Here is a 22,490-nt window from a genome sequence, read left to right as displayed (position 1 = left end):
GTAAATTCGTTACACCAGGAAATCTGATGCAGGTAAGACATTATCCCCAACAGATTTGTCTTACAAGCATATATTCTCTTAGCGAATATTATATTTTATACATGTGAATTTTGGTTATGAGTATAAACATGCGCCGCGTGTGGGTTTATCGGGATCGTTTCCACTTCAACGGGACATCAATGCTGAGTTTTTTTAAGACTTTTCTTAGATGAACATCATTATTCAGGAGACGTTATGCCTTCGCTAAAGGAGACTCTGCTCGTCTTTACCGATCTCGACGGTACGCTGCTGGATTTTCACACTCTCGACTGGCAGCCTGCCGCTTCCTGGCTGAAGAGATTACAGGATGAACAGGTACCAGTCATTCTGTGCAGCAGCAAAACCGCGTCCGAAATGCGTGACATCCAGCAGGAACTTGGCCTTGGCGGGCTGCCCTACATTGCGGAAAACGGCGCGGCGATCCAGCCTGACGTACGGTGGGAAAACGCCGCACGGTTCATCTCAGAAAAGAAGCATGACGATATCCGGCAGTTTATTGCCCGGGTACGCCAGGAGATGCATCTGAAATTCACCACCTTCGACGATGTGGATGAGCGCGTGGTCGCCGAATGGACCGGGCTAAGCCGTCCCCGTGCGGCGCTTGCACGTAAACACGAGGCTTCCGTGACGCTGATCTGGCGTGACAGTGATGAACAAATGAAACGCTTCGCAGCCGAACTGGCCCGGCAGGGGCTGAAGATCGTCCCGGGTGCTCGCTTCTGGCATATTCTGGACACGAGCTGTGGCAAAGACGTGGCGGTGCACTGGCTTGTGGAACAATATCGCCTGCACGACGTATTTGACCCGACAACGCTGGGCCTGGGCGACGGCCCCAATGATGCCCCTCTGCTGGACAGCGTAGCCTTCGCCGTGGTGGTGAAAGGCTTCAACCGGGAGGGGGTCAGCCTTAAGAACAACGATCCCACACGGGTTTATCGCACTCAGCACACCGGACCGGCCGGCTGGCGCGAGGGGCTTGATTACTTTTTAACGTGATCCTGCCAGATGACCCGGTTACGCCCGCGCTGTTTCGCCTCATACAGACGCGCATCGGCGGTGGATTGCAGATTTTCGAAGTGATAATTGCCCTTCTCCTGCGCGCCAGAGACGCCAAACGACGCGCTCACGCGCAGGGTAGTACTTTTCTTAATCAGGATCTCTTTGCTGTCGATACGCTCACGGATCTGCTCTGCAACTTCCGCCGCCTCTTCAAGCGTCATGCCGGGCAGCACCACACAGAACTCTTCGCCGCCGACGCGCCCGGCAATATCTTTAGTGCGCAGGGTACTGGCAATCAGCCCCGCAGCATGGGACAACACCTTATCACCCGCCTGGTGCCCGAACCGGTCATTAATGCTCTTAAAGCAGTCAAGATCGATCTGGATGACAGAGAAAGGCAGCGCCTGCTGTTCACACTGCTTCGCCAGTATTTTCGCCCGCTCAAACAGCGACCCACGATTATTCAACCGGGTCAGAGGGTCGTGCCAGGCCTGCCATTGCAGCGAATTCTGCAACGAATACATATTACTGACCATGCGCCGGATCACCAGCCATGAGATGAGCAGCATCGCGGTGAACAGCGCCCAAAGCAATGCCAGCACAATACTGATGCTGCCGAAATCGCCGCGCACCCCTTCTTCCAGGGTGTGCACGCGCAGGACAATGCCATCAAAGTGGTCGAGACGCTCCCAGCTGACAAAACGACTCCCCAGGCGAATGCCGCCTTCGGAATCCGATTCTATTGCGTGCGCTATCTGCGCTAGTTCGGGCGCGTCAAAATGATTAACGTCCGCAGCAGATGATCCAGACGTCGCAAGCAGGGTGAGACGACTGTCATACAGCTGGTATTCCCCTTCCGGGTTATCGCCTACGGCCTCCACCAGCAGACGACGCAGGGTGGCAAAGGTGAAATCCATCGCCACCACGCCATACCAGACGTGATTGTAATAAACAGGCACACTGGCGGTGATCAGCGGCTTCTTGCCCACGAAGGAGGAAGGAGGCGAGATAAACCAGCGCACGGCACGCGCACGGTTCCCACGCTCGGACTGTTGGGTAAACCAGGGCTGAGTGACCAGATAGTAGTAACGCTGCACGATATCGCTGGCATTTTCCGGCGTATCCGTTTCCAGAAAGAATCCGGCGCGAGAGACATAAATCACGCGCTCTTCGTTGCCGGAAGAACTGGATGCCAGACGCAATAAATACCCCACTTCAAGCGCGGCGGACAGTTCATTATCAAGAAACTCATCATCGCGATTCAGAAGGGTGGTCTTTTCAACGAAGGCATCCGACACACCGTTGATCGGCAATGTGCGCTGTTTATCAACCTCAATTTGCCAGGTGGGGGATGCGCGCAAACGGGCAAAACGCTTTACCGCATCATGCAGAACGCCAAACGCCAGCGGCGTTTCCAGCGCATCACGCATGCTGTGGCGAAAAAACAGCATTTTATCGACGCTGAACTGGAGTTGTCTGTCCAGCGCACTGGCAACCGTTTCCAGATGGTTACGCTGACTGGAGATATAGGCATCTTCCAGTACCACAACTTCGCGCCAGGTCAGGAGGGTGGAAAAGATCAGGACAACGATAAAACAGAGGTTAACAACCAAACGGGGATTGCTACGCTTATGCAGCCACTGCAAAAAAGATTGTTTTACAACAAAGGTATTGTGCTGCACACGCACTCCCTGAGTGTCGCTCACCATCCGATATGATAAGTCTTCTGCCAGTAAAAACGCCCGGCAAGGCCGGGCGTTGTGTGATTAAGCCTTATCGCGTTTTTGCCTTTTATCACCAGGCTGAAGCTCATCTTCACGAAAAGCCTCCCGCTTAATGCCGTATCCGTCATGCCACCGACACTCCACCATTCCACTGGAATAACCGGTGACAATCATGCATGGACCACCATTCTTTGGCTTAACTTCATCACTGACCAAAAAGACCATACCTGCCTCCTGTATCAGGGTGAAACGTTTTCAATTTAGACGAGGAATGGTCTTTTTGCATCCGGGGTCAGCAAAAATTAATGCGATTTTCCGCGTACTTTTTCTACCAGCTTGACCACTGCCACCACAATGACACCTACGATAAAGCCCAACACAAGGTTAAGCAGCGTCGGCAGAATGGCGGCGATCACCGAACCATGTCCCGACGCCAGATGTTCAATTGCATGATGCAGCGAAGCAACGCCGTGCACGATAATACCGCCGCCGACCAGGAACATCGCCAGAGTTCCCACTATCGACAAACTTTTCATCAGCCACGGCGCCAGCACCAGCAGGCTTTTGCCGATAACGCGGGCAATGGCGCTGGATTTTTTTTCCAGCCAGAAGCCGATATCATCCAGCTTGACGATGAGACCGACCAGCCCATACACCCCAACCGTTACAAGAATGGCAATCAACGAAAGCACCATGACCTGATTCATCAGCGGTGCTTCGGATACGATCCCAAGCGTAATCGCCACAATCTCGGCCGAAAGGATAAAGTCAGTACGGATCGCACCTTTGACCTTATCGCGCTCGAACGTTTTTGGATCCTGCGCGGCCAGCGCTTCCAGACGCTGCTGGCGCATTTCCGGGGTGTCTTTCTCTTTGCGTGCGGCAAACATATGCAACACTTTTTCGGCACCCTCGAAGCACAGGAACGCCCCGCCAATCATCAGCAATGGCGTAATGGCCCAGGGTATAAAGGCGCTAATGAGAAGCGCCAGCGGAACAAGGATCACCTTGTTAATAAAGGACCCTTTCGCTACGCCCCACACCACCGGCAGCTCACGGTTCGCCCGCACGCCGCTGACCTGCTGCGCGTTAAGCGACAAGTCATCCCCCAGTACCCCGGCGGTTTTTTTCGCTGCCAGTTTCCCCATGACTGAAATGTCATCCAGCAAGGTGGCGATATCGTCCAGTAATGTTAATAAGCTACTTCCTGCCAAAATCTCTATCCTTCTTTTTTTGCTAATTAAGTGAATAGTATGGAACAAAACTCAACGCCCGGAAACAGGCACCTCACGTCAACAAAAATTTCACATTAACAACACAATTAAAGCACTCGCCAGCCCGATAGTTTTGGCGTTAACTATGATCGAACTTTTTATTTCGTCGTGAGGGACTATGCGTTTTCGGCATTTATTACCGCTCATTGGAGCACTTTTTTCCCTGTATATCATCTGGGGATCCACCTACTTTGTCATTCGTATTGGCGTGGAAAGCTGGCCCCCGCTGATGATGGCCGGTATTCGTTTCCTTACGGCTGGCGTGCTGCTGATGGCGTTTTTATTGCTGCGCGGCCACAGGCTACCGCCGCTGCGTCCCCTGCTTAACGCCGCCCTGATTGGCCTGCTGCTGCTAGCGGTGGGCAATGGCGCAGTAACCGTCGCCGAACACCAGAACGTGCCGTCGGGCATCGCCGCCGTGGTCGTCGCGACCGTGCCGCTGTTTACGCTCTGCTTTAGTCGTCTGTTCGGGATCCGCACCCGTAAGCTCGAATGGCTGGGCATCGCGATTGGGCTTGTGGGTATTATCATGCTGAACAGCGGCGGTAACCTGAGCGGAAACCCCTGGGCTGCCGTTATGATCATGATCGGCTCGATGAGCTGGGCGTTCGGCTCGGTCTACGGCTCCCGCATTGAGCTGCCCTCCGGGATGATGGCGGGTGCCATTGAAATGCTCGCGGCAGGCATCGTGCTGCTGATTGCCTCGGCGTTGACGGGTGAAAAACTGACGGCAATGCCAGATCTCTCAGGTTTCCTGGCCGTCGGGTATCTGGCCCTGTTTGGCTCGATTATTGCCATCAACGCCTATATGTACCTGATCCGCAACGTCTCACCGGCGGTTGCCACCAGCTACGCCTACGTTAACCCGGTGGTTGCCGTGCTGCTGGGTACCGGTTTTGCGGGCGAAGTGCTGTCGACGATTGAATGGCTGGCGCTGGGCGTGATTGTCTTTGCCGTGGTGCTGGTCACGCTGGGTAAATATTTACTGCCCGCGAAACCGATTGTCACGGCGTGTGAGGTGGAGAAACCGTGATCGGGTGAATGCCCTGGGTATCGATCTGCGCGGCCTGACCGCCGCCGCAGATCCACTCTTCCAGCCGCTCCGTCAGTTCCACGTCATTCAGCTTCATTCTTCCGCGCAGTGCGCACTCCCAGACAATCAGCACCCGCCAGCCCTGGGCGTAAAGCTGCGAAACATCGCGTTTATCACGCTCGACGTTCCTGCCAATCTTCTCCAGCCAGAAGTCGGTGCGTGTCGCCGGGACTTTAAACAGATAGCAGTCGTGATGATGCCAGAAACAGCCGTGGGTAAAGATGATGCATTGATACGCATCGATCACGAAATCAGGACGCCCGGCAAGCGTGGCATCCTGAACCCTGAATTCAAACCCGATGGAGGTAAGGAGGCCAGCGATCCGTTTTTCGATCGCGGTATCACGCGTGCCGATGGCACGCATGTTTTTACTGCGCGTGGCCTTATTGTGAACGTCCGCCATTGACGGCCTCACTCTGACGCAGCTGAACGGCCTTGCTGATGCGTGAGGCCAGCAGTTTTGCGACGGCGGCAAAGGCTGGCACCACCACCGAGTTGCCAAACTGACGATAGGCTTGTGTATCCGACACCGGAATGCGAAAACTGTAGCCCTGCGGCGCCTCAAAGCCCATTAAGCGGGCGCACTCGCGCGGCGTTAAGCGCCGCGGTCGGTGCTGTTGATTCTGAGGGTCGTCGAAATCTTTTTCGCCCAGCGCCTTATCCCAGCCCCGATCGATAAGAATTTCCGCGCCATCTTTGTAATAGCGCGCCGACAGCGTACGCGTCACGCTGTCAGGATTAAGCGGATTGACCATGCCAAACCCAAAGCCATTGCCTTTGGCCTGATGCTTTTTGGCATAGCGATAGAGGTATTTCCACAGCACTGGCGTCAGAATGAATTTCGCATCGACGGCGGGCTCCAGCAGATCGGCCACTGTCGGACGGCGCGCCGGATACAGCGAGGGCAAATCGCGCAGCGTAAAATCGCCTTTCAGATTGAGATCGCGGCGGAATCCCACCAGCACGATGCGTTCGCGGTGCTGTGGCAGGAAGTGTTTGCCGTCGATAATTTTCGGATCGTCCGGCCCCATGTCCTCTGCATCCGCCACGTCGTAACCCAGTTCATCCAGCGTTTGCATGATAATGCGGAAGGTTTTGCCGCCGTCATGACTCTTTAAATTCTTGACGTTCTCCAGCACAAAAATTGCCGGGCGGCGGGCATCAATAATCCGGGCAACATCAAAGAACAGTGTGCCCTGCGTATCACAGGCAAAGCCGTGCGCACGTCCCAGCGCGTTCTTTTTCGACACGCCAGCCAGTGAGAACGGCTGACACGGGAAGCCTGCCAGCAGCACATCGTGCGCCGGAATGGTGTTGCGAATGTGCTCAGCGGCTTCTTCGTCGCTGACGCCGGTTTTGTGGCTCAGGGTGACGTCGCGGATGTCGGCATTAAACTGGTGCTCGTCGGGGTCGCAGTACCAGTTCGCCTTATAGGTGCGGACGGCATGTTTGTTCCATTCACTGGTGAACACGCACTGCCCGCCAATAGCTTCAAAGCCATGGCGAATGCCGCCAATACCGGCAAAGAGATCGATAAAGCGAAAGGCATAATTCGGATGCGCAGCAGGCGGGCGCGGCAGCAGGTTGCGCAGATAACGGAACTCGCCGTCGCTCAGGCGGTGCCCTGCCCTGTCGCTTATCAGCAGCCGCTTGAGTATTGCCGGGCTCCAGTGGCTCTCGCCATGTGCCACCAGCTGGTTTGCCAGCGTTTTAGCATCATACATTTCCAGCAGCTGACGCAGGAGTGCCTGCACGGCTGCCGTTGATTTCTCAACCCGCTCAGGCGCGGGCACAGTCACTGATCGATTTTCCTGCATTCTCTTAACCGGACAATAAAGACAGAAAACAGAGTACCACAGTTCAGGATCGCACACTGCGACGGAAATGGGTCAATATCTGGCTGTCGGTTCCGAGGTAATCGCCCTGTAATTCGGCACTCAGCTTCGCCATAAACTGGATCAGAAAATCGGCATTGTGACGCGCAAGTTCGCGTCCCCGTGCGGTTTGCATGGTGTCCGGCAGGCGCAGGAGTTTGGTCTGAAAGTGATCGAGCGCGAAAGCTTTATCATCCAGCGCACGCGCCCCGGCAAACGGGTCGTCGGCATCAAACAACGCGGTGCCCAGCGCACCGGACACGGCAAAGACGCGCGCAAGGCCGATGGCGCCTAACGCCTCCAGCCGGTCGGCATCCTGGACCGTTTTGGCCTCCGGGCTTTGCGGCGCGATACCGGCACTGAAGCTGTGCGCTTCAATGGCATGCTCAACGGCCGCATACCGATCGGGCGGAAAATCAGGAAAATCGCGGCTCAGGATCTGGCGCGTTTCTCGCGCTGCCAGCCGCGAGGAGTGACTACGCTGCGGGTGATTTTTCGGCAGGCTGACAATGTCATGGAAGTAGCATGCGGTCAGCACAACCAGCGGATCGCAATCCCCGTCAGCCATAATGGTCTGCGCCGTCATCCAGACGCGGCGAAAATGGGCGATATCGTGCGCCGCATCATCAGTAAAATGATTTTCGTCGAGCCAGCGCTCAAAACGGTGCTGCCACTGCGCAAGTTCCATCATCCCATCCTGTTGCTCAAAAGAGAGTGAATTATAATACACCCGAATCAAAACCCTTAATAAATAGAATTTAGAAATACTTAATAATAATTACCCGCTATATTTTCAATGAATTAATTCACGCGAAAAATAAAGAGATAAAAAGAAATATTTTGTAATATTTTTACCAGTTTAATTACATTTATTTTTGAACCTAAATAATAATCCATAGAATAGTATCAGCCATGTAGTTACGGAGGGTAATTACATATATTCAGACAATTTATATTTAAAGGGAATATATAATGAAAAGAAAAGTTCTGGCAATTCTCGTACCCGCGTTATTAATGGCTGGCGCAGCAAATGCGGCGGAAATGTATAACAAAGACGGCAACAAAGTTGACCTGTACGGTAAAGTTGATGCACGTCATACCTTCTCCGACAACCCAGGCGACGACGGCGATGAAACCTATGTCCAGATTGGTTTCAAAGGCGAAACACAAATTAATAACGATCTTATTGGTTACGGCCAGTGGGAATATAAAACCTACGCTAACGATACCGAAGGCGCAGGCGACACCTCTTTTAACCGTCTGGCCTTTGCTGGCCTGAAATACGGCGAATATGGCTCATTCGATTACGGCCGTAATTACGGCGTCGTGTATGACGTTGAAGCCTGGACCGATATGCTGCCAGTATTTGGTGGCGACTCCTATACCTGGACCGACAACTATATGGTTGGCCGTACTAACGGTGTGGCGACCTACCGTAATAATGACTTCTTCGGTCTGGTTAACGGCCTGAACTTTGCACTGCAATATCAGGGTGCTAATGAAGGTGCTAACGCAAACGAAAATCAGGAAGGCACCAAAAACGGCCATGATGATGTTCGTTTCCAGAACGGCGACGGCTTCGGTATGTCAACTACCTATGACTTCGATTTCGGTCTGTCGCTGGGTGCCGCTTATTCATCGTCTGACCGTACCAACGACCAGGTTGCTTACGGCGCAGGTACCTATAATCGCTTCAGCAAATATGCCGGCGGTGAACGTGCGGAAGCGTGGACAATCGGTGCAAAATACGATGCGAATGATGTCTACCTGGCAATGATGTATGCGGAAACCCGCAACATGACTCCGTACGGCAACGATGGCATCGCCAACAAAACTCAGAACTTTGAAGCCGTAGCGCAGTACCAGTTTGACTTCGGTCTGCGTCCATCCCTGGCGTGGGTCTATTCAAAAGGCATCGATTTGGGTGGCAACGATTATCATCCAGGCAATGGTTATGACTATGTAGACCAGGATCTGGTTAACTACATCGACGTGGGCATGACCTACAGCTTCAACAAGAACTTCTCCACCTACGTTGATTATAAAATCAACCTGCTGGACGAAGATGATGCCTTCTACAATGACAACGGTATTGCAACCGATGACATCGTTGGCATCGGTATGATCTACCAGTTCTGATCCCCATAAATAGCAAAGCCCGCAACGCGGGCTTTTTTTATTTGACGCTGAAATATTACGGCGCTTCCTGCAAGGCCAGGCGAACAAACCCGTTATTCTGCGCCAGTAATTCATGTGCTTTCCAGGCATCCATACCCGTCAGCACCATTAGCACCGCCGTTTTACACTGATGGTTACAGCTTTCCAGCGCCGCCTTCGCCTGCGCCCGGGAGCATCCCCCCGCTTCCATTACAATGGCAATTTGTCGCTCGGCCCATCTGGTATTGCTTGCCTCCAGATCAACACGCAGGTTGCTGTACACCCGTCCTGTCCGTATCGCCAGACCGGTGGTGACCATATGCATTATCATGCTTTGCGCAATGCCCGCTTTGGCGTTGGTATACCCGGCAACCACATCCGCGCCCAGATCGGGGGCAATAACCATGCTCGCCAGCTGCGCCGCTTCACTTTGCGCATCCTCCGTAATGAGCGCGACCGTTGAGCCCAGAGACCACGCATGACGCATCGCGCCCCAAACCCATGGCGTTTTGCCGCTGACGGACAGCGCCAGCATCATGTCGTGCTCGCCGAATTTTATCGTCTGAAGGTCGGCAACGCCGCGCGCGTAGCTTCCGGCGTTATCGCCTGCTGTCATCGCAATGACCGGATGTTTTCCCGGCGCGAACGCTTCTGCCGCCTGCTTCGCCACGCCTCCGGACGCGCCTGCGCCGATCAGCACCAGACGTCCGCCGTGACTAAGCGTCGCCGCCGCGTTATCCACCACGCGAGCCAGCATACTTAAGTGAGGGGTAAGTGCAGAAGAGATTTGTGCGTCATCCTGGTGTATGACATTAAGCATATCCAGCGTAGATAATCTGTCGATGTTCATCGTGCTGGCGTGCCGTCTTTCCCTGGCCGTACCGGTAAGCATAATGCTCATAAACTGCCTCCTTATTATGAGTACCCCCACACTATAAAGTGTTTTATACAGGTCACATGAGAGAAGGCTCACGAAACGCCTCTCTTTACATGGCTTTATGAAATGCCCGTCATCAGCGATAATTAGCCCTTTCTTTTTCATCGCGGAGTGTTAATGAGCGATTTGCAGCCCTTCCCCCCGACGCGCAAGCGCCCTATGAAGCTGAATACGCTGGTTACGCTGATGGTGTGCGCCATTATCGGTTCTGTGCTGCTGGTGGTCTTCGCGCTGTACTCTGTGCAGATCACCCGTGCCACGCGCGATGACGTGAAAGATACTGCGCTGGGTATCGCCCGAACGCTGGCCGACAGCCCGGAGATCAAGCGTGGCCTGATGGAATCGCCGCAGGCTGGCATCATCCAGCCGATTGCCCAGGCGGTGACGAAGCGCAACGACCTGCTGTTTACCGTGGTTACCGACCTGCGTGGGATCCGCTATTCCCATCCAAACGAAGCGCTGTTAGGTTTGCATTTTATTGGCGACGATCTGACGCCCGCCCTCGAAGGGAAAGAGAATGTCTCCGTGAACCGCGGCGCACTCGCGGAAGCACTGCGCGTCTTTACGCCCGTTTATGACGATCGGCACGACCAGATCGGCGTGGTCGTGGTGGGTATTTCGCTGAATAAAGTTGAAGATCAGATTGCCCGCGGTCGGCTCAATGCCGTGTGGACCATCTTATTCAGCGTTCTGATGAGCTCAGTGGCGATATGGGGTCTGGTCCGGGTTCTGAAACGTATTCTCTTCGGGCTTGAGCCTTACGAGATCTCCGCCCTCTTTGAGCAGCGCCAGGCCATGTTGCAGTCCCTGCGCGAAGGCGTGATGGCTGTTGATATGCACGGGCGCGTGACGATGATTAACCACACCGCCAGAGAAATTTTGCTCCTGAGCTCGGGTGAGCACTCCGAGAGCAGCGGCGAACCACTGCTGGCCAGCCTGCGGGAAGTGGCGAAAACCGGCATTGCTCGTCAGGATCAAGAGATCGGCTGTAACGGACGGCTACTGCTGTGCAACATGGTCCCCGTGAAAAGCCAGAATCAGGTCATCGGGGCAATCAGCACCTTCCGCGATAAGACCGAAATCAGCCAGTTAATGCAGCGTATCGATGGTATGGTCAACTATGTTGATGCCCTGCGCTCACATACGCATGAGTTTATGAACAAGCTACACGTGATCCTCGGCCTGCTGCACATGAAGCGCTACGATAAGCTGGAAGAGTACATCATCCAGACCGCACAGAATTATCAGACGGATATCGGCGCGATACAGCGCAAGGTTAAATCGCCGGTCATTGCGGGTTTCCTGCTGGGTAAAATCAACCGCGCCAAAGAGGCGGGAGTGACCCTGACGCTGGCCGAGGAGAGTCAGCTTCCTGACACCAGCAATGAAGAGCAGGTTGCGGTTCTGATCACCGTGCTGGGCAATTTAATCGAAAATGCCCTGGATGCGATGGAAGGTCAGCCGGAAGGCGAGATCGGCCTGCTGCTGCATTATCAGAACGGCTGGCTGAGCGGTGAGGTCAGCGATGACGGTCCCGGCATTAATCCCGAGCGGCTGGAGGCTATTTTTACAAAGGGCTACTCAACAAAAGGTGAAAACCGTGGCGTTGGGCTGTTCCTTGCACGTCAGCAGATCCAGAACCTGGGCGGAGATATTACCGTCGAGTCGGAGCCTGGCGTATTTACCCAATTTTTTGTTCAGATCCCCTGGGATAGCGAGAGGAATATCGCGTGATAAATGTATTAATTGTCGATGATGACGCCATGGTAGCCGACCTCAACCGTCTGTATGTTAACCGCGTTGAGGGTTTTAACTGCTGCGGCGTCGCTTCTACGCTCAACCAGGCCGAAGCATTGATCGCAAACCCAGGCCAGCCGATCGATCTGGTGCTGCTGGATGTCTATATGCAGCAGGATAACGGGCTGGATCTATTGCCCATCATCCGGGCATCGGGCCGCCCGATTGACGTTATCATGATTTCGTCAGCCTCCGACGCCGCAACGATCCAGACGTCGATGCACTATGGCGTGGTGGATTACCTGATTAAACCGTTCCAGTTCCCGCGTTTTGAAGAGGCGCTGAACGGCTGGAAGGCAAAGCGCAGTCTGATGGGCTCGCATCAGTATTATGAACAGGCCGACGTCGACAGGCTGATCCACGGCGGCGCGCCGGAGCTGGCCGACAGCAAAAAATTACCGAAAGGCCTAACGCCGCAGACGCTGCGCACCATTTGCCAGTGGATCGACAGCCATCCGGAGATAGAATTTTCCACCGACGATCTGGCGAATGCGGTCAACATTTCCCGCGTCTCCTGCCGCAAATACCTGATCTGGCTGGCGCAAATCAATATCCTGTTCACCAGCATTCACTACGGCGCCACCGGTCGACCGGTATATCGCTACCGTTTGCAGCCGGAACAGGTCGGCCTGCTCAAACAGTACTGCCAGTAATTCGGTAGCTGTCGTCCAGAAGGGTAAAACGGAAGTGGTGCATCGAGGAGATCACCACTTCTTTTGTTTTGGTGACAAAAATGGCTTCAATATCGGGGCGCGAACGCAGCGCGGCGCAGCCCTGCTCCACGCCCATGCCGTAGATCAGCGTGGTCCAGATATCGCCGTCGAGGGAGTCCTGCGAAATAATCGTCACGCTGTCCAGTTCGTTATCCAGCGGGTAGCCGGTACGCGGGTCAAGTATGTGATGATAACGTTTGCCGTTCTGCTCGAAGTAGCGCTCATAGGTGCCTGACGTCACAACCGACCGGTTTTCTACCGTTATGGCGCCAATCAGCGCGTCACCAGCGAACGGTTTTTTCAGGCCGACGTGCCAGCCGTCCTCCGGCGAGCCTAACGTCTGGACGTTGCCGCCAAGGTTGATCAACCCGAGTTCGGCGCCCTCTTTATGCAAGTAATCCCGCACCCTGTCGGCGATATAACCTTTGGCGATAGCCCCCAGATCGATCTCCATTCCCTGGCGTGTAAGAAACACGCTGCTGTTGGCGTCATCCAGTACCACGTTCGCAGGATCCGTGATACTCAGCAAGGCGGCGATCTCGTCCGCGGGCGGTACAGCGTCCCCCTTAAAGCCAATTTTCCAGCGTTTGACCAGCGGACCTATCGCCAGGTTGAACGCACTGTCTGTAGGCAGGCTGGCCGCTTTCGCGCAGCGGATCAGGTCAAACACCGGGCGACTGACGACAACCGGATGCTGACCGGCAGCATGGTTGACATCCATCACCTGCGAATCCGCACGGTTGACGGTGAGGAGATCTTCGTACTGTTTGATCAGGCGAAACACGCGGGACGCGAGGGCTTCGTCATGGGAGAAGAGTTTCAGGAGGATGGGCGAGCCCATCAGAACGGCGTTGTAACTGTAAACGCGATGGCTATCAGGCATTGCATAAGTCCTCAGATGTAGCCCCGGCAAGCACCGCGCCGCCGGGGAAACAGGAGCCTTACCGTGTTTTCGAACGCATAGCCGCCTGATGTCCGGCAAGCGTACCAAAAATAATGATATCTGCCACCGCATTACCACCGATGCGGTTACCGCCGTGGATACCCCCGACAACCTCACCCGCAGCAAACGCTCCCGGTAATACGTTGTGGTTGCTGTCCAGCACGCAGGTTTCTGTATTGATGGTCACACCGCCCATGGTGTGGTGCACGCCCGGCGCAATCTGAATGGCATAGAACGGCCCTTCGTTGATAGGCGCACGCAGCGCGGTGGTGCGGCCAAAATCATCGTCATGCTGTTTTTCCACAAAGCCGTTGTAGCGTTCCAGCGTTGCCAGGAACTGGTGGTGATCCATCCCCAGCGCTTCCGCCAGGGCTTTTGGTGAGCTGGCGCTGGTGACAAACCCTTTCGCGATGTACTCATCCGCGGCTTTGTTTTTGGCGCGAACATGCTCGTCAAAGACGATGTAAGCGTATTTCTCCGGCAGCGCGATGATTTGCGCCGAAACTTTGTCGCGGGTCGACATTTCGTTATAGAAGCGGTTGCCCTGCTGGTTTACCAGAATCGCCCCGCCGCCGCGGATGGATTCGGAAATCAGGTACGACGTTTTCTGCTCAACGGTTGGGTGGATCTGGATTTCGCCCATATCGACGGTGCCTGCGCCAATACGCTCCAGCAGCGCGATACCGCCGCCGGTTGCGCCTTTGTGGTTAGTCGTCACGAACCCTTCCAGGTCCGGACGGTATTTCACCACCATCTGGCTGTTGGCGCTGAAGCCGCCCGTCGCGACAATTACGCTTTTGGTTGCCACGGTGAGGGTTTCGTTCTCTTCGGTGGTCAGACGCACGCCGGTCACTTCGCCGTTTTCGAAGATGATGTCGCTCACGGAGGTATCCAGCATCACCTCGATGTTGCGTTTGTTGACATTGCGCACCAGGCCGCTAATCAGATATCCGCCCACCGCGGAACCATCTTTCGGACGGTGCGTACGGTCGATGCTCATCCCGCCGGTGGTGGTGATGTCGTTGAGCATAATGCCGCGCGTTGCCAGCCATTCGATGGCCTCCGGCGCGTTCTCGACAAAGCGACGCAGCAGTTCAGGGTTGTTCTTATTGCCACCGCCTTTCAGGCTTTCCTGGTAGAACAGCTCTTTGCTGTCCTGAATGCCCTTCACGCGCTGGAAGCGGGTCTCAGCCGCGTTCATCCCGGCAGAGGCTTTAATGGTGTTCCCGCCAATAGTCGGCATTTTCTCAACGATCAGCACGCTCGCGCCTTCGTCGTGAGCCTGAATCGCCGCCGCCAGACCGGCACCGCCGCTGCCGACCACCACCACGTCCACGCTTTTAGTCTCATTCGGGTCAGCGCCCTCTTCTGCCGCCAGCGCTTTGCTGGATTTCAGCATCGCCTTCGAGACCGCTTTTTTCACCGCCTCGCTCTGGCTGGTTGCGCCGGTGATAGCATCCACGTGCGGGGTATTGGCATCCAGAATACGGGTACGGATCTCTTCGAAGCTGGTCACAAACGCCACGTCTTCACTCGGGCCGGAGGCCAGTTCGATATCGGCGATGCGGTCGGTTTCGAGGCTGACGTTAATCACCAGTTCGTTAGCATCGTCCTGCACTTTTTCAATAAAGGTGCCCGGTTTGAATTTAGATTCGCCCATGCTCATGTCGCGGATCATCGCTTCCACCAGCGAGAAGCGCCACAGCGGTTCCGGGATGCTCAGTTCTTCGCGTCGGGTACTGTCCATAAACAGCTCCAGGCTTTCGCCCGCCGCGATGCGATCGGTCCAGTCCGGATAGGCGATGGTGGCGCGGCCAACGGCAATCAGGTCGTAACCGTGATCCAGCGCTTCATTCACATCCGTGGCATTCACCACGCCGCCAACGCCCATCACCGGTACCTGCGCCAGCGTGTCAGAGCGCATGGCGCAGTATTTTTCGATAAGTGGCGTCGGGTCCTGAGTATCGACGATAGAAGGACGCAGGGCGGCGCCAAGGGAGAAGTGCAGATAATCCACCCCACGAGCGGCCAGTTTTTCCAGCAGATACAGGGTGTCTTCGAAGCGAATGCCGGGGACTTCCAGCTCTTCCGGTGAGAAGCGGTAGCCAACGATGAACGCGTCGTCCGCATACTGGCGCACCATCTTGTGGGTAATGTCCAGCACCGCCAGCGGGAATTTCGCGCGGTTATCGCGGCTGCCACCCCACTCGTCGTCGCGCTGATTAGAGTTCGGGGAGTAGAACTGCTGGATCAGATAGGTATTCGCCCCGTGGATTTCGACGCCATCGAAGCCGGCCTGAATTGCGCGGCGTACGGCTTCGCCGAACTTGCCGATCATGCCTTCCACTTCTTCTGAAGTCAGAGCAACCGGCGTCGCGGCACCGTCACGCGGCGCGGCAACCGCGCTTGGGCCAACCGGCGTGCGGCCGCCGATCAGTTTTGGGTCGACCATACGGCCGCCGTGGTAAATTTGCAGAAGGGCTTTGGAACCTTTGGACTTAATGGCGTCAGCGATTTTTGCCAGTCCGGCGATTTTTTCGTCGTTATCAATACCAATTGCGCCCGGGAACGCAAGGCCGAGATCGTCAACAAAACAGCATTCAACGATAATGGTGCCGATGCTGCCAGCGCGGGCACGGTAGTACTCCACCAGCTCGCTGGTCACGGTGCCATCGTAATACCCCGTACAGGTTGTCATCGGGGCCATTAACAAACGGTTTTTCAGTTCAGTACCATTCGGTAATGTGAAGGGGCTTAAAATACGTTCGTTAGTGCTCATAATAGAAACTCCAAACTTTAAAAATTAAGAATTCGTTATCGGTATGGATTTTTTATTTCGTGTTTTTGCCGATGTCATGACATTAATATAAAGCTTTTTTTAGTTTCTAAAGTCATTACGTTAGTTAATAAACTATTTAATCCCTGCGATAACATTAATAACACATTGGTGTTAGTGTGAATGTTTTATACGTTCACATTAATTTAAAAAAAGTTAAATCAACAATGGTAAAGCCAATACACCAAGAACATCAAAAACCCTTTAAAATCAAAACCTAAAACACAGTCCAAATTAATAATGTTATAAAATTGATAAATAAAATGCTTAAAAATAGCGAATAACCACACTACTCAGAGTGGTTATTATAAAAAGTATAAAATTACGTCCTCAATTCTGTTTTTTTGATCGCGATCAATAGTAATGGCATCCAAAGGCGCAATATAAAAACATCATCATTTTTTATTTAGCGCAAACAAAAATGCGTTAAATCGCTATTACTGAAAACACAAAAACGCACCTTAAATAACTAAAAAAAGCAAAACGAATAAAGTAATCGAATTTGTGTTTTCGCTGTACGACGAATTTTTGACAACTTAAGACGTGAAACTATGAAAACAAAAACTGCTGTAACGCCTCCTGCGGCGAATCTGGCATCAAATGGAACAGCAAAACGCCTGCTGATGATGGCCCTGCCCGTCATTGTCGCCGTCCTGCTGTTGTTTGTCCCCGTTCCGGAAGGTCTGCCGCCTTATGCGTGGCACTACTTCGCCATCTTTGTTGGCGTCATCGTCGGGTTGATTTTCGAACCTCTGCCGGGCGCCGTAATCGGCCTCACCGGCGTGGTGGCGATTGCGCTGTGCAGCCAGTGGGTGCTCTTTAGCCCCGAACAGCTGGCTGACCCGAAATTCAAGCTGGCGGGCGCCTCCTTTAAATGGGCGGTGAGCGGGTTTGGTAACTCCACCGTCTGGCTGATTTTCGGTGCCTTTATGTTTGCCGCAGGCTACGACAAAACCCGCTTCGGCCGCCGTCTGGCACTGATTCTGGTGAAGTACCTGGGCCGTCGCAGCCTGACGCTCGGTTACGCCATTACCTTCGCGGACCTGCTGCTGGCCCCGTTCACCCCGTCCAACACCGCGCGCAGCGGTGGGACCATCTACCCGATTATCGCTAACCTGCCGCCGTTGTACGGTTCAAAACCCAACGACCCAAGCGCGCGCAAAATCGGATCCTATCTGATGTGGGTGGCAATCACCGCGGCTTGTATCACCAGCTCGATGTTCCTTTCCGCTCTGGCACCTAACCTGCTGGCACTGGCGCTGGTGAAAAGCACCGTTGGAATTGATATCTCCTGGGGGACCTGGTTCCTCGCCTTCCTGCCGCTGGGTATCCTGCTGATCCTGACCATGCCGCTGCTGGCCTACTGGTTCTACCCACCAGAAGTGAAGGTAAACAATGAAGTACCACTGTGGGCGACCCGCGAACTGGAAAAACTGGGCAAACTGTCGCGCAATGAGATCCTGCTGCTGGTATTCGTGTGCTGCGCGCTGCTGATGTGGATCTTCGCCGCGGCGTGGATTGAACCGGCCATGGCTGCCCTGCTGATCGTTGGCCTGATGCTGTGGACCGGCGTGCTGGAGTGGAACGACATCACCGGCAACAAAGCCGCGTGGAATACCTTCGTCTGGTTCGCCACCCTGGTGGCGCTGGCGGATGGTCTCTCCTCCACCGGCTTTATCAGCTGGCTGGGTAAAGAAGGCGGCATGCTGATGAGCGGTATCTCTCCGGGTGTGGCCACCATCGTCCTGCTGCTGGCGTTCTACCTGCTGCACTACCTGTTTGCCAGCACCACCGCGCACACTACCGCGCTACTGCCAGCGATGCTGACGATTGCCTCCACCATTCCGGGCATGAATATGGAAGTGTTCGTTCTGCTGATGGTGACCTCGCTGGGCGTGATGGGGATCATCACCCCGTACGGTACGGGCCCAAGCCCGATTTACTACGGTAGCGGCTACCTGCCAACCAAAGACTACTGGCGCCTCGGCACCATCTTCGGTGCCATCTTCCTGGCAGCTCTGCTGCTGATTGGTTACCCGTGGATGTCCATGATGTTCTGATTTCTGACCGCCGGACATTTCCTCCGGCGGTTAAATTTTTGTGGAGCAAGCTATGTCAAACAAACCCTTTATCTACCAGAACCCCTTCCCACTCGCGCATGACGACACCGAATATTATCTGCTGACCAAAGAGCACGTTTCCGTTGCCGAGTTCGACGGTCAGGAAGTGCTGAAAGTCGAGCCAGAGGCGTTGACCCTGCTGGCCCAGCAGGCCTTCCACGACGCGGCGTTTATGCTGCGCACCTCTCATCAGAAGCAGGTTGCGGCTATACTGAGCGACCCGGAAGCCAGCGAGAACGATAAGTACGTCGCCCTGCAATTCCTGCGCAATTCCGAGATTGCGGCGAAAGGCGTGCTGCCGACCTGCCAGGATACCGGCACGGCAATCATTATGGGTAAGAAAGGCCAACGCGTCTGGACCGGCTGCGGTGACGAAGCCGCGCTGAGCCAGGGCGTGTATAACACCTATATTGAAGACAACCTGCGCTACTCGCAGAATGCGGCGCTGGATATGTATAAAGAGGTGAATACTGGCACCAACCTGCCCGCGCAGATCGACCTCTACAGCGTGGATGGTGACGAGTACAAATTCCTCTGCATGGCGAAAGGCGGCGGTTCCGCCAACAAAACTTATCTGTATCAGGAAACCAAAGCGCTGATCACCCCGGCGAAGCTAAAAAATTATCTGGTTGAGAAGATGCGGACCCTCGGCACCGCGGCCTGCCCGCCTTACCATATCGCCTTCGTTATCGGCGGCACCTCAGCGGAAGCCACGCTGAAAACCGTCAAGCTCGCCTCTGCGCGCTACTATGATGGCCTGCCAACCGAAGGCAATGCGCACGGCCAGGCGTTCCGCGACGTCCAGCTCGAGCAGGAACTGCTTCAGGAAGCGCAAAACCTCGGCCTTGGCGCGCAGTTTGGCGGGAAATACTTCGCGCACGATATTCGCGTGATCCGTCTGCCGCGCCACGGTGCCTCCTGTCCAATCGGCATGGGTGTTTCGTGCTCCGCCGACCGCAACATCAAGGCGAAGATTAACCGCGAGGGGATCTGGATTGAGAAGCTGGAGCACAATCCGGGCCAGTATATTCCTGAATCCCTGCGCCAGCAGGGGGAAGGCGACGTAGTAAGCATTGATCTGAACAAGCCGATGCCCGATATTCTGGCGCAGCTTTCCGCGCACCCGGTCTCCACCCGCCTGTCGCTGAATGGCACCATTATTGTGGCGCGCGACATCGCCCATGCGAAGCTGAAAGAGCTGCTCGACAACGGGGAAGAACTGCCGCAGTACGTCAAAGATCACCCGATTTACTATGCAGGCCCGGCCAAAACGCCAGAAGGTTACGCGTCTGGCTCACTCGGCCCGACCACTGCGGGACGTATGGACTCCTACGTGGACTTATTGCAATCCCACGGTGCGAGCATGATCATGCTGGCGAAAGGTAACCGCAGCCAGCAGGTGACGGACGCCTGCCAAAAGCACGGCGGCTTCTACCTCGGCAGCATTGGCGGCCCGGCGGCGGTGCTGGCGCAAAACAGCATCAAGAGTCTGGAGTGCGTGGCGTATCCGGAACTGGGAATGGAAGCGATCTGGAAAATTGAAGTGGAGAACTTCCCGGCGTTTATCCTGGTGGATGACAAAGGTAACGATTTCTTCCAGCAGATCCAGAACAAGCTGTGCAAAGGCTGTTCACAGCGCTGAGTCTTTCCACAATGACGGCAGCAGCGACAGCGTTTCATTAATTAACCCGCGCTTGTCGCTGCCCGGTTTCCAGATCGTCACCATCGTTTGACCGATCCCCTGGCTGCCCACTTCGGTGGGCAGCCTTTTTACATTTTTCCACTGCGTTGCGTGAAGATGGGTCGGCAAAAACCCCCAGCCGCAGCCCTGCTCCAGCAGGCCGCGCAGCATCTCCAGTTCGTTAGTGAAAAGCGTGTGCCCTGAAATTTGCAGGCGACGGGCAACCGGCTCGTCTGACGCGGCATGCATAATCACCTGCGGAACCAGAGAGAGATCGAGCAGCGACACCGGCGACGCAACCTCCGCAAAAAGCGTCGTTGCGGCGTAAAAATCCATTTCGATCGCCCCCAGCGCCCGCCACTCCATCTCATTGCCCACGCTGCGGTTGCGCGCCTGGCAGATCCCCAGATCGGCCTGACCGTTCGCCAGCATAGCTTCCGCCTCATCGCGCGATGCGCTGGTCAGGCTCAGGCGGATCTTTTTCGCCGCCAGTGTGGCAATCAGCGCCTGTAAAAAAGCTCTGGGGGTGAACGGATCGTAAACGAGGGCAATGTCCTGCGTGGCGCTGTCCGGCACCGATCGGGCAAACGCCTCAAATGCTTTGACCTGCCGCATCAGCAGGTGCGCCTGCCGCTGAAGCTGCTCCCCCTCCGGCGTCAGGCGCAGGCTGCGCCCCTCCCGCAGGAACAGAGCGTAGCCCAGCCCATCCTCAAGAAAATCGATCAGATCCCGCAAGGTTGTACGATCTTTGCCGAGTTTACTGGCCGCCTTCATCAGGCTGCCGTGCTCAGCGACGGCGGTGAACGCCTCAAGTTGGGCAAAGGAATAGATCAGTGATGCCACGTCATTCTCCACGCGATTTTTCCGGGGGATTTTCCCCCATAACGCGTTTTTTATTATAGGCCGCAGGTTCTTAAACTGAAGTCCTTCCTGAGCCAAACGAGATAAATATGAAAATCAAAACAAACCGCACGCTGCTCGCGGCGCTGGTTGTCAGCAGCCTGCTCTCGCCCGCCGTCATGGCGGCCTGCAACGGTACCGACCTCACGACCTATCCGGCGCCTTTCGATGCCAGACTCCCGGACGCACATACCATGCTCACCTGGAGCCAGGCCGATCGCGTGGTGGGCTTTCGCAATGACTACCGCAACTACGCGGGCGATGTGTTCCGCCACGGCAACGCAACGCCGCTGCTGCCCGCAGAAAAACCGCTCACTGATGCCCGCTATCAGGTGAAGGGTAAGATTTACAATCTTCAGGATTACCTGAAACGCCAGAACGTCAGCGGCATGCTGGTGCTGAAAAATGGCAAAGTGGCCTATAAATACCTGGGAGAAGGCAATACCAACACAACGCTCTGGACGTCGCGTTCCGTGGGCAAATCGGTGGTTTCCGCGCTGGTGGGCGTTGCGATAAAACAGGGTAAAATCCACTCCCTGGACGACCTCATCACCCAGTACGAACCGGATTTAAAAGGCACCGCCTGGGAGGGCGTAACGCTAAAACAGCTCATCACCCACACCTCGGGCGTGGCGTGGAACGAAGATTACACTAACCCGCAGTCAGACTTCGCCCGGCTTACCGAATGCGAAGCGAAACCGGGCACCTACGACTGCGTGCGCACACTGGTGAAAGGATTACACCGTGAACACCCGGCGGGTGAAAACTGGTCCTATTCCTCGGGTGGCGCCTGGCTGTTAGGCGATGTGCTTGAGCGCGCCACCGGCATGACGCTCGCGGCGTATCTGGAGAAAAGCATCTGGCAGCCGTACGGTATGGCGAGCGACGGCGTGTGGCATGCCTACAGCAAAGGCCAGCACGACGTGGGTGCGCATGGATTTAACGCCACGCTGGAAGACTGGGGGCGTTTCGGGGAGTTTATACTGCATAACGGTACACTGCCGGACGGAAAGCAGATCCTCCCCGAGGGCTGGGTGAAGCAGTCCTCAGCCTGGACACAGGCCAAAGGATCGGTGTCCGCCGCGCATCCGAAAGGCTTGTACGGCTACCAGTGGTGGAACAACGAAGTGCCGGCCACCGCCACAAACGTGGAGCCGAAAGTCGAAAATTCGCTGAAGGATTCCCTGTGGGCGCTGGGTATTTTTGGTCAGATGATCATGGTTAATCAGAAAGAAAAACTGGTTATCGTCCAGTGGTCCACCTGGCCGCAGGCAGAGCCGTCATTCAGCGCCCAGCCGCTGGAAGCGTCGCTGATGTTTAGCGCGATTGCCAACGCGCTGCGCTGATAATCCCAAGCCAGGCCCCGCCTGGCTTCTCACCTGCGCGGTGTCACAAAACTGATA

18 protein-coding genes are annotated in these 22,490 nt (G+C 55.2%); 8 read left to right on the top strand and 10 right to left on the bottom strand.

From position 1 onward, the window contains the following. Nucleotides 1-234: 234 nt before the first annotated feature. Nucleotides 235-1,035, top strand: a complete 801-nt coding sequence (locus ACOT0L_RS01085) for a mannosyl-3-phosphoglycerate phosphatase-related protein (RefSeq protein ID WP_126503782.1) — start codon at nucleotides 235-237, stop codon at nucleotides 1,033-1,035. Here ACOT0L_RS01085 and dgcQ read toward each other — a convergent pair. From dgcQ to ACOT0L_RS01070, 3 genes are all read right to left on the bottom strand, one after another. Next, complete coding sequence (gene dgcQ / locus ACOT0L_RS01080) at nucleotides 1,020-2,720, bottom strand: cellulose biosynthesis regulator diguanylate cyclase DgcQ (RefSeq protein WP_032677290.1); 1,701 nt, start codon at nucleotides 2,718-2,720, stop codon at nucleotides 1,020-1,022. The genes ACOT0L_RS01085 and dgcQ overlap by 16 nt on opposite strands. An 84-nt stretch (nucleotides 2,721-2,804) precedes the next feature. Beyond that, entirely contained in the window at nucleotides 2,805-2,987 is a 183-nt protein-coding gene (locus ACOT0L_RS01075) for a YodC family protein (protein ID WP_022648559.1), read from the bottom strand. A 77-nt stretch (nucleotides 2,988-3,064) separates the two neighbouring features. Next, complete coding sequence (locus tag ACOT0L_RS01070; RefSeq protein ID WP_169441341.1) at nucleotides 3,065-3,979, bottom strand: DUF808 family protein; 915 nt, start codon at nucleotides 3,977-3,979, stop codon at nucleotides 3,065-3,067. A gap of 175 nt (nucleotides 3,980-4,154) precedes the next feature. Here ACOT0L_RS01070 and yedA point away from each other — a divergent pair, with 175 nt between their 5' ends. Next, nucleotides 4,155-5,069, top strand: coding sequence for a drug/metabolite exporter YedA (gene yedA, locus ACOT0L_RS01065; RefSeq protein WP_023300492.1), 915 nt, complete (start codon nucleotides 4,155-4,157; stop codon nucleotides 5,067-5,069). Here the strand turns inward: yedA and ACOT0L_RS01060 are convergent. Genes ACOT0L_RS01060 through ACOT0L_RS01050 form a run of 3 tightly spaced genes read right to left on the bottom strand, consistent with a single transcriptional unit; the run spans nucleotide 5,041 to nucleotide 7,691 of the window. Further along, nucleotides 5,041-5,532, bottom strand: a complete 492-nt coding sequence (locus ACOT0L_RS01060) for a very short patch repair endonuclease (RefSeq protein WP_022648562.1) — start codon at nucleotides 5,530-5,532, stop codon at nucleotides 5,041-5,043. The two genes, yedA and ACOT0L_RS01060, sit on opposite strands and share 29 nt — an antisense overlap. After that, entirely contained in the window at nucleotides 5,513-6,946 is a 1,434-nt protein-coding gene (locus tag ACOT0L_RS01055; protein WP_113787992.1) for a DNA cytosine methyltransferase, read from the bottom strand. The genes ACOT0L_RS01060 and ACOT0L_RS01055 overlap by 20 nt, the downstream gene beginning before the upstream one ends. A 43-nt stretch (nucleotides 6,947-6,989) precedes the next feature. After that, nucleotides 6,990-7,691 (bottom strand): phosphohydrolase, encoded by a 702-nt coding sequence (locus ACOT0L_RS01050; RefSeq protein WP_023306528.1) that lies wholly within the window; start codon nucleotides 7,689-7,691, stop codon nucleotides 6,990-6,992. 284 nt (nucleotides 7,692-7,975) lie between these two features. Here ACOT0L_RS01050 and ompC point away from each other — a divergent pair, with 284 nt between their 5' ends. Beyond that, nucleotides 7,976-9,142: a porin OmpC gene (gene ompC, locus ACOT0L_RS01045; protein WP_022648565.1), complete on the top strand. Its 1,167-nt coding sequence runs from the start codon at nucleotides 7,976-7,978 to the stop codon at nucleotides 9,140-9,142. A 55-nt stretch (nucleotides 9,143-9,197) separates the two neighbouring features. Here ompC and ACOT0L_RS01040 read toward each other — a convergent pair whose 3' ends face one another. After that, the gene (locus ACOT0L_RS01040) at nucleotides 9,198-10,061 is read right to left on the bottom strand and encodes an N-acetylmuramic acid 6-phosphate etherase (protein WP_023300495.1); all 864 of its coding nucleotides are present in this window, start codon (nucleotides 10,059-10,061) and stop codon (nucleotides 9,198-9,200) included. A 153-nt stretch (nucleotides 10,062-10,214) separates the two neighbouring features. Between ACOT0L_RS01040 and ACOT0L_RS01035 the strand changes: the two genes are divergently transcribed. Both ACOT0L_RS01035 and dcuR read left to right on the top strand, forming a co-directional pair. Continuing rightward, nucleotides 10,215-11,831, top strand: coding sequence for a sensor histidine kinase (locus tag ACOT0L_RS01035; RefSeq protein WP_126503784.1), 1,617 nt, complete (start codon nucleotides 10,215-10,217; stop codon nucleotides 11,829-11,831). After that, entirely contained in the window at nucleotides 11,828-12,547 is a 720-nt protein-coding gene (gene dcuR / locus ACOT0L_RS01030) for a two-component system response regulator DcuR (RefSeq protein WP_023300497.1), read from the top strand. Before ACOT0L_RS01035 ends, dcuR begins: the two co-directional genes overlap by 4 nt. Here dcuR and ACOT0L_RS01025 read toward each other — a convergent pair. Continuing rightward, a complete protein-coding gene (locus ACOT0L_RS01025; RefSeq protein ID WP_032624009.1) occupies nucleotides 12,528-13,490 on the bottom strand; it encodes an FAD:protein FMN transferase in 963 nt (320 codons plus the stop codon). The genes dcuR and ACOT0L_RS01025 overlap by 20 nt on opposite strands. A gap of 58 nt (nucleotides 13,491-13,548) precedes the next feature. Continuing rightward, nucleotides 13,549-16,329, bottom strand: coding sequence for a flavocytochrome c (locus ACOT0L_RS01020; RefSeq protein ID WP_126503786.1), 2,781 nt, complete (start codon nucleotides 16,327-16,329; stop codon nucleotides 13,549-13,551). Between the two features lie 608 nt (nucleotides 16,330-16,937). On the opposite strand from ACOT0L_RS01020, the gene ACOT0L_RS01015 reads away from it, so the two are divergent. Continuing rightward, nucleotides 16,938-18,446, top strand: a complete 1,509-nt coding sequence (locus ACOT0L_RS01015) for an anion permease (RefSeq protein WP_072201094.1) — start codon at nucleotides 16,938-16,940, stop codon at nucleotides 18,444-18,446. A gap of 52 nt (nucleotides 18,447-18,498) precedes the next feature. Next, nucleotides 18,499-20,148: a class I fumarate hydratase FumA gene (fumA, locus tag ACOT0L_RS01010; RefSeq protein WP_126503788.1), complete on the top strand. Its 1,650-nt coding sequence runs from the start codon at nucleotides 18,499-18,501 to the stop codon at nucleotides 20,146-20,148. On the opposite strand, the gene ACOT0L_RS01005 is transcribed toward fumA, so the two are convergent. Further along, entirely contained in the window at nucleotides 20,137-21,042 is a 906-nt protein-coding gene (locus ACOT0L_RS01005; RefSeq protein WP_126490205.1) for a LysR family transcriptional regulator, read from the bottom strand. The genes fumA and ACOT0L_RS01005 overlap by 12 nt on opposite strands. Nucleotides 21,043-21,137: 95 nt before the next feature. Between ACOT0L_RS01005 and ACOT0L_RS01000 the strand changes: the two genes are divergently transcribed. Continuing rightward, nucleotides 21,138-22,433 (top strand): serine hydrolase domain-containing protein, encoded by a 1,296-nt coding sequence (locus ACOT0L_RS01000; RefSeq protein ID WP_126503790.1) that lies wholly within the window; start codon nucleotides 21,138-21,140, stop codon nucleotides 22,431-22,433. Nucleotides 22,434-22,490: the final 57 nt, after the last annotated feature.

Source organism: Enterobacter cloacae complex sp. XAL002, from assembly GCF_049236805.1.
GTDB classification, from domain to species: domain Bacteria; phylum Pseudomonadota; class Gammaproteobacteria; order Enterobacterales; family Enterobacteriaceae; genus Enterobacter; species Enterobacter intestinihominis.
This window is presented reverse-complemented; position numbering and strand designations above follow the sequence as displayed.